The sequence below is a fragment of the Pseudoalteromonas sp. Z1A6 genome, from assembly GCF_011378745.1.
GTDB lineage: Bacteria > Pseudomonadota > Gammaproteobacteria > Enterobacterales > Alteromonadaceae > Pseudoalteromonas > Pseudoalteromonas arctica.
In genome coordinates, this window is record NZ_WTKW01000176.1 from 1 (window position 1) to 8,842 (window position 8,842).

Consider the following 8,842-nt stretch of genomic DNA (forward strand, 5'->3'; position numbering starts at 1 on the left):
TACTTAGCCCACTAGGTTACAAACCTCGCGCCGCGATTTAATCGCCCTTAGATTGAACAAATTTCAATCCACAAAGATCAACACGCCCTAGTGAAATAAATTAATTTTGCAGATAACAAGCTTGCTAAGCTCTTTTAATATGCGTTAACTTGCTGTTTTAAGGTTTATTAGGAAAAGTTAGTGCAGTCAATTACGCTTGAGCAATTTAATGGTTACTTACAAGGGCAAGGCAAAAGTCGTTACGACATATGCAACCTAGATTGGCAAGTGAATCTAGGAGAACATTGGCTGCTTCTAGGTGCTAATGGAGCCGGTAAATCTGCACTGACAGCTGCGTTAGTTGGTGAAGCTAAGTGCGAAAGTGGTAAGCGTATAAGTAGTATTAATAAGCTTATGCTCGTGTCTTCAGATTCGCATAAACAGTTACTAGCTCAAGAATTAGAGCATGAAAAGCACTCCCTCGTTAAAGACCTTATTTTTACAGGGCATAGTAATAATGATGAGTTATTAGCGCAGCTAATAGAATTATTTAAATTTAGCTCATTACTAAATAGGCATTTTAGAGACCTTTCAACGGGTGAAACTCGTAAACTCCTACTTATAAAAGCACTCAGCTCCCATAGTGAGTTAGTCGTACTTGACGAGCCATTTGATGGACTCGACGTACAATCTTGCCAGCAACTTAATAAAATACTCATAGAGCTTAGCCACACGATTACTTTTGTTTTTGTGCTAAACCGCTTAGACGAAATGCCTTCATTCATTACTCACTATGGTTATGTAAACCAAGGCTGCTTGTTACATACTTTAGCAAAGCCAAGTAGTGAGCAATTAAGTGACTTACTAAAACTACTTCATTTAGATCATACTTCATTGGATGTGCCATCTCCTGACGCCGAGCAAGAGCAAAAGGCATTCACTGGTAATACCTTAGTTAAATTGAGTAATGCTAAAGTTAGTTATAGTGACGTAAGCATATTCAAAAATCTCAATTGGACTATAAAAAAGCATCAGCATTGGCAGCTTAGTGGAGCGAACGGTTCAGGTAAAACATGCCTATTAAATTTAATAACAGGTGATAACCCACAGTGTTATAACAATGACATTGAAGTGTTCGGTTTTAAACGTGGGACAGGGGAGAGTATTTGGGATATAAAACAGCATATTGGTTTTATATCTAACGCGCTACATATGGATTATCGCGTAAGTATATCGGCTTTAAATACTGTTATATCTGGTTTTTATGACAGCATAGGTTTATATCAAAAGCCGAGCGACGCACAAGTTAATATTGCTCAACAGTGGCTGGCATTTATTGGTTTAAGTGATAAGCAAAATATCTCATTCACCCAGCTTTCGTACGGCGATCAACGTATGCTTTTAATTGTACGAGCTATGGTAAAGCATCCAACGTTACTTATTTTAGATGAACCTTGCTTAGGATTAGATGAAGCAAACAGGCAGCGTGTACTGCTACTAATAGAGAAAATTTGTGCTGCTAATACAAGTACTGTGATTTATGTAAATCATCATGCGGCAGACAAAATTAAAGGAATAGAGAATTACTTAAAAATGGAAGACTTTAATTAAAAGCTCAGAGAAAGGTTGAGCGAAAATTCACTCAACCCATTTTTATTTTAAAGACGAGTAACGCTAAAGCCTTTATCTCGTAGCTGTTTAAGTAACCCGTGTTTTTCAGGTAAATGCAGAGCGCCTACGGCAATAAATAGTTGCTCGTTTGCTAAACGCGGTGTGAGTTGTTTAACCCAATTATTATTGCGGTTAGTTAGCATTACTTGCTCGCTAATTTCACCATAATTACTGTCATCAAAACTCATGTTGTAGTAATCGGTTAGTGTATCCATATCCCCGTTTTTCCAGGCATTAACTAATTTGATAAAGTAAGTATTAATATCGCTGAGTTGCTCAAAGGTTTCTTCAATCATTTCATTGCTTAATAGCGCCATGCCATCAAACATTTGCAGTTGTTGCTCTAGGGTTTCAAGCTCGCCAATTTTAATATTATGCTCTTTAGCATAACTAAGCACTTGCTTGTCTATGCCGGTTTTATCTGAATATCCTGCATTTTGAAATTCAATTTGCATCATAGTCACCATAACAGCCCAAGGCTTTAAGCCATTAAACATAGCAATATCAATCGACTTTTTAGCAAAGTAATTTTTTAGCTTGGTATAATTTTGCTTTGAAAGCTCAGTTTGTAATGTTTTACCGTCACTTAGCATCATAAATGGCATTGAGCGCTGTTGCATTTCAAGTGGTGTAAGTTTGCTTATATCAACTTCAACAATGACTTCTTTGCTTGCGCTAATTGCATCGGTTACATTTTTAGGTAAGCCTTTCATGCTGGTATCACCAACGTGTACAGTGCCAAATAAGTAAGAGCTGACGCCATTTTTTTCTATTTTATATAAGGCGGGAGCTGCATAGCTGTTAAGGCTAAATGTTATAAGCAATGCCACAATAAAAAAGTGGCTAATACGGGTAAGAGCATTCATGGTTTGTCCTTAAAATCTCGAAGGTTAGTAGTGTAAATACTAACCTAAATTTACTTCAGAGGTAACGTTAATATAAACGTTAACGTATTGCTTTCGGTATTACTGGCCGTGATAGTAAAGCCATTTAAGTTACATAAGCTCTGTACAATTGATAATCCTAAACCATGGCGCTGGTTATTAGTTCTAGATGAATCTAGCTGATAGAGCGGGTCAAAAATAGCAGTGAGCTGTTCACTACTTAGTGGTTTATTTACTTTGTTACTAACAGAGATGGTCATGTTTGTGCTGTTATTTACGGCAGTTAATTTAATTGGTGCCTCAGGGAGTCCATAAAATAGTGCGTTATCGATTAAGTTACATAAAATGGTATTTAAACTAAATTCGTCAGCATTAAGTGTAAACTCGTCAGTTATCTCATTATTTAAACGCGCTTTAATAGTTGGGTGCTTAAAGGTCAGCTCATCAACAATTTGATTTACTAGGTTATTTAGAATGATATTTTGTGCATTTAATTGCATTGCACTGCTACTTGAGCGCTGCAACAGTAATAGGTTGCTAACAATCGTTTTCATACGCTGTGAAATATTAAGCACATCACTGGTATAGGTGTCGCTAATGCGTCTATCGTCAGGGTAGCGAATAGCCACTTCTGAGAGGCTTATTAGTTCAGCTATTGGGGTTTTAAGCTCGTGTGCAATGTCGCTTGTTAGGCGTTTTTCATTACTATAGAGTTGCTGATTAACGGTAATAAACTTATTTAGCTCGTTACGTATAGGTTCTATTTCTTCTACTTTAAAGTCGCTTTCTATTGTTTGCGCAACACCGGTAATATCGAGTAACTTAATTTGGTCGTTTAAGTTGTGTAGCGGGTGCAGACCTTTATTTACAATACGTGTCACTAAATAGCGCACACCAAACACACCAAGTACACAGGTTAAAATAAAGACCACATCAATAATAATCAGTACTTTATTAAGTTCGGCTGTCGGCGCTGCAATCGCAAGAGTCATGGTATTAAAAACAGCAGAGTGAGTGGGGTTTCTATCGTCTTTTTGGGCTACAAAGTGACTTATAAGTGCGCGGCCATCACGCCCGTTAGGAAGCTCGTAATCTATAATTTTAGATTCGTTTATCGGCATTTCTAAAAAAGGTAGGTTAGCATTTTCATAAAGCTCTAATGAGTCCGAGCGCTCAAACACATCACGGCCATGCCATAATTGGTAAAACTCCGTGGCATCGGCTGCTTCATACTCCGACATAAACTCACCAGCAAAATCAAATTCAACTACGTTGTTGTCATCCTCAACTAAGGTTTTTAAGTAGTTAGCTTTGTTAGTTAGAGACTGATTGAACTGATCTTCCACCCAAGTATCAACACTTAGATCAACGGTTAAAAATATGGTGAATAAAATAACAGAGATCACAGCGCTAATATTATTAACGAGTTTACGTTTTATTGAGTGATTTTTATTTTGTTGTTGCGACATAACCAAATCCACGTTTATTTTTTATCGGGAGCTCGCCATCAAACTGTCTTACTTTTTTACGTATGGTTGAGATGTGTGCTTCAAGCGCATTTTTAGAGAGCATATCAAACTGCCCTACCACCGCTTCACTTATAAGCTCAAGCCCCAATACTCGCTCTGGGGCGTTAAATAAGCATTCTATTATTTTGTATTCATTACGCGTGAGCTCAATGGCATGTTGCTTGTAGTGAAGAGTTTTAAGTGACAGATCTAATACGCAATCACCTACGGTAAGGGTATTTTGTTGGTTTTGCAGTGAACCACGACGAAGTAATGCAAGGACGCGAGCATGGAGTTCTTCAAACGAAAATGGCTTAGTTAAATAATCGTCAGCGCCTTTCATAAGGCCGTTAATTTTATCTTGAGGCTCACTTCGTGCAGATAAAATTAGCACACGGCTTTGGCTATTACTGCTGCGCAGTGCTTGTAAAATACTCATGCCATCAACGCTCGGTAGCATTAAATCAAGTACGAGGAGGTCGTAGTTTCCACTCAGTGCCATACTCAACCCTTCTGAGCCATCACCTGTTTCATCTACGGTAAAACCAAGGTTGCTAAGGCCAACTTGCAAGCTGCGTCTTAGTGCTTCAGAGTCTTCAATAACGAGGATTTTCATGTTTACTCGGTTTATAAAAATAGCCTTGTTACTTTAACAAGGCTTTATTATCAAGTCACTGCAAGAATAATAACTAATGGTACCAGCCATTTGTGTAGGCTAAATTACCTAAGTTCGCGTGGGCTAGGGCTTTTTTAACTAGTTGCTCATCGTTTTCACATGGCACAAGCTGGTTATTGCTATACGTATAGGTGGTTGCTGGTTTTTGTGGTTGTAACACCACCACTTTATTATCGTGCATGTAAGCAAAGTTTTTGTCGTATTGCATCATTGCGCGTTGTTTCTTGTCGCTAATTGGCTTTGATAAATCATGACCTATCATTGGGTGCTTACCACTTGCGCCAATCAAAGAAAGTAGAGTAACAGGAATATCGAGCTGGCTGGCTAGTTGGCTATCTCGTTTATGGGTAATATTTTTACCAAAAATAACGGCCGGAATTTTAAAGTGATCAACCGGTACTAAACTCGCCCCAGATACACGCGAGTCGTGATCGGCAATAACTATAAATACAGTGTCGTCCCAGTAGCTCGATTTTTTAGCTTTTTCGATAAACGTGCCTAGTGCGTAATCGGCATACTTTGCTGCATTATTACGGGTTTGTTTTTGTTTATCGTACAGCGTTATTTTATCGTCAGGAAAGTCATACGGGCTATGATTAGAGCTTGAGAATATAAGGCTAAAAAAGGGTTTGTTTTGATTTTTAAGCTTAGTAAGTTCTATGTCGGCCTGGTCGTACAAGTCTTCGTCTGATGCGCCCCACGAGCCATTAAAATCTATTTTATTAAAGTTATTTGTATCTACGATACTTTTAAAACCGTTGCCTAAAAAGAAGCTGCGCATGTTATCAAAATGGCTTTCGCCACCATAAATAAACTGCGTGTTGTAATTTTGCTTCGCTAAAAAATCAGCAATGGTAAAAAAGTCGCGTTGTGATTTATCAAGCTTAACAACCGCACGCGAAGGTGTGGGTGTAAACCCTGTAATTACCGCCTCAATCCCACGCACTGAACGTGTACCCGTGGCGTATAAATTATCAAACCCCCAGCCTTGTTTATAAAGGGCGTCTATATTAGGTGTAAGCGGTAAACCGCCAAGCGTGCCTACATAACGAGCACCTAAACTTTCTTGTAAAATAATGACTAAATTTTTGGGTTTACCTGTATTACTTGCGCCATGAAACGTTTTTGTAGGGGCGGTTGCATCACTAAATGTGCCTTGCGTATTTTGCATGTTACTACGCACAATGCTAAGCAATTCATCGGTGGGCATTTTACCGTAATAGTCTTGGCTTGATTGCTCATTAGAAAGTTGCTTAACTGCAAACGCGACGCTATAAAGGGAGTTAAGGGTTAAGTCGTTAAGTAAGTGATCGGTAGAGAACGAGACCATGGCGGGGTTAAGTGGTCTGTGCCCTAATGAGTTGCGGGCGCCCAAAATAGTTAAGCATACTAAAACGAGCGCTAAAATTGATTGGTTTAAGCCTGTTAGTGATGACGTACTTTGCCATTGATTGCCAAATACTTTACCTGCAAATTTACAGCTTAAAATAAGTGCTATAACAGCAATAAATACTTCTAACTTATAGCCTGAAAAAATCATTTTTGAGACTTCTTTAGGGTAAATTAAATATTCTATAAATAAGCGGTTTGGGCGTAAATCGTATTCGTTTATAAATGTAGGCGTAATCACTTCAAAAAAAACGAGTAAAGCAGACATCCCCACTAAGTAAATTTTAATTAGGCCGCGAACTTTATTTTGCCACCCTATGCTTTGCATAACTAATGTAAGTAATAATGCGGGCATAATAATGTAGCTTAAAGTGGCTATATCTACTCTTAAACCACCTATAAATATAGATAACCACGCATGCGATCCAAATACACGCTCACCTTGCCAAACACTCAAACCAAAACGAGCAAGTGTTAAAAAACTCAGTGCCAAAAAAGTAAATACAACAAGAATCCACACAGGACCAAGTGCTTGCTTGACTGTAAAATTATTACTTTTAAGTGTTAAGCCCATAATACAGCCCACCAAATAAGAGCAGTAATTAGCATGGCTATAAATACACTGGCTGAGGCAATATCTTTAGCGAGACCCGAAAGCTCATGATATTCACTGCCAATTCTATCCACCACAACCTCAACGGCTGTATTTACAAGTTCAGCAAACAAAACAAAAAGCAGGCTGGCTATCAGTAATAACTTGTCGCTTAGTACAATTTTTTGTAGCCACACAAACACACCTAGTAATGAAAACAGTACTAGCTCTTGTTGAAACGCCGCTTCAAATCGACTCATCCATTTTAAGCCGTTAAAAGAATGGCTTAAGGTAAAAATAAGGCGCATTAAGCCTTGGCGTTTTATAACGGTTTTATTGCTCATAATTGTATTTCGCTTGGTGTTGTTTGGCAGCTAGCAAGTAAATCAAGCGATGCCTGATATGTTTTGCTCTTAATGCCAATTAAATTTAAAAGGGTGTGAAAAATATTGTTGTGTGAGCGCGCAGCGCGGGTGTCTAAATTAGCTAAACAGGTATTAGTAATGCGCTGGTTATGCTCATCAGCCCACATATAAAGGGGGACATGTGTTTGTGTACTTGGGGCAAAGCTATACGGAAAACCATGCAAATAAGCACCGGCTTCGCCAAGTGATTCACCATGGTCAGAGACATATAAAAACTGCTTATCTATGTTGTTTGGCAGTGCTTTTAATTGCTCAATTACTTGGGCGTTAACAAAGTCGCTGTACGCAATTGTGTTGTCGTAGGTATTAACTAATTCATCGAGTGAGCAGTTTTGAATGTCGCTTCTATCGCACGTAGGCGTATATTGCTTAAACTTATCTGGGTAGCGTTTAAAGTAAGTTGGCCCGTGTGAGCCCATCATATGTAGGACAAGAACGGTGTTAGCTTGGCTTAAATTAGCGAGTTTGCGTTTAAGTGGAGCAAGGAGTGCTTCATCAAAACAATATTTCCCATCGCAAAGCGCTGATGGGGTGGTTGGGATATCAATGTTAACAACACGAGGGCATACGTTTTTACAGCCGCTGTTATTATCAACCCACAATACATCGCTGCCAGCTTGTTGTGCTAAGTCAATCAGGTTTTGTTGGTTGTCGGCTGCTAATCGATCAAAGTTATCTTGTGTTTGCAGTGAAAACATACACGGCACAGACACAGCAGTAGCGGTGCCACAAGACGCCACATTATTAAAATACGTCACATTGTACTTTTGTGTGTAAGAATTTGTGTTGCGCTTATAACCTTGATAAGCAAAGTTTTCTGCTCGTGCGGTTTCGCCAACAACTATAACGGTTACGCTGGTGGTGTTAGGCGCAATTAAAGTGGGTGTTGTATCTATATTTTTAAACTTTATATTGGTGTACAGCAGTTGATCGCGCATATATTTATAACCGCTGGAGAGATACTGAAATGGGATAATTTCTTTTTTCAAAATGCGGTTATTACGGCCAGTAGCTGCGTAGTCGGCGTAAAAGTTCACGACCACTAAAACAATTAATGAGCAGCACGCTACAATAAGTTTTATACGGCTAATCGCTTCTTGATGGGGGCGAGTAAAGTGTATTTTTACTTTGCTTAATATAAAAACAGGTAGCGCACAAAACAACAGTAAAAAGGCTATGAGTTGCGGATTTAAATAGCTCAGCGCTTCGCTTGAATCGGTTTCGAACGTGTTTTGAATCATTGAATAGTCAAACACGACACCGTAATTTAATGAGCCGTAAAGCACGGCGCTCGAAATTATCAGTAAAAGATAGTTAACTGGTTTTAATAACCATCTAACCGACACTATCGAAAAGAAAATAATTAAAAGGCATAACAAAAGTAGCGGGACTGAAAGTAAAAATAGCCATGAAAAAGATGCAAGAGAGGTTATGGCGCTAAACGAACCTTGAATAAAAGGAATGTTTATAACTAAACAGTAATAACAGGCAATCATCACTACAAAGGCATTTGCACTACAGTGAATGTAAAACCGTTTACTACGATTTGGCTTTTTTTGTGCTGGTGTTTGACTAATTACGTTCATATTTAGGCTCGTTTAAAATAACAACGCCATGCTATGCAACAACACTTAAGAGTCGCTTAAGAGAACCTACGCATTACCTGAAGGTGATAAATAATTTTATTTATAAAAATATTCTTAAAAATTAATCAAACC

7 protein-coding genes are annotated in these 8,842 nt (G+C 38.5%); 1 reads left to right on the plus strand and 6 read right to left on the minus strand.

What is annotated here, in order from left to right; all coding sequences use genetic code 11:
- The first annotated feature begins 180 nt into the window (after positions 1-180).
- Positions 181-1,590 carry an ATP-binding cassette domain-containing protein gene (locus GQR46_RS12025; RefSeq protein ID WP_165741076.1) on the plus strand — a complete coding sequence of 470 codons (1,410 nt, stop codon included), beginning with the start codon at positions 181-183 and terminating at the stop codon, positions 1,588-1,590.
- Positions 1,591-1,637: 47 nt separating this feature from the next.
- On the opposite strand, the gene GQR46_RS12030 is transcribed toward GQR46_RS12025, so the two are convergent.
- The 6 genes from GQR46_RS12030 to GQR46_RS12055 form a co-directional block, all read right to left on the minus strand.
- Positions 1,638-2,516, minus strand: coding sequence for a TraB/GumN family protein (locus GQR46_RS12030; protein WP_165741077.1), 879 nt, complete (start codon positions 2,514-2,516; stop codon positions 1,638-1,640).
- A gap of 50 nt (positions 2,517-2,566) precedes the next feature.
- Positions 2,567-4,003, minus strand: coding sequence for a HAMP domain-containing sensor histidine kinase (locus GQR46_RS12035; protein WP_165741078.1), 1,437 nt, complete (start codon positions 4,001-4,003; stop codon positions 2,567-2,569).
- Entirely contained in the window at positions 3,984-4,658 is a 675-nt protein-coding gene (locus GQR46_RS12040; RefSeq protein ID WP_007377292.1) for a response regulator transcription factor, read from the minus strand. The genes GQR46_RS12035 and GQR46_RS12040 overlap by 20 nt, the downstream gene beginning before the upstream one ends.
- Positions 4,659-4,731: 73 nt before the next feature.
- Entirely contained in the window at positions 4,732-6,681 is a 1,950-nt protein-coding gene (locus GQR46_RS12045; protein WP_165741079.1) for an LTA synthase family protein, read from the minus strand.
- Positions 6,672-7,043 (minus strand): diacylglycerol kinase, encoded by a 372-nt coding sequence (locus tag GQR46_RS12050; RefSeq protein ID WP_165741080.1) that lies wholly within the window; start codon positions 7,041-7,043, stop codon positions 6,672-6,674. The genes GQR46_RS12045 and GQR46_RS12050 overlap by 10 nt, the downstream gene beginning before the upstream one ends.
- Complete coding sequence (locus GQR46_RS12055) at positions 7,040-8,710, minus strand: phosphoethanolamine--lipid A transferase (protein WP_165741081.1); 1,671 nt, start codon at positions 8,708-8,710, stop codon at positions 7,040-7,042. Before GQR46_RS12055 ends, GQR46_RS12050 begins: the two co-directional genes overlap by 4 nt.
- Positions 8,711-8,842: the final 132 nt, after the last annotated feature.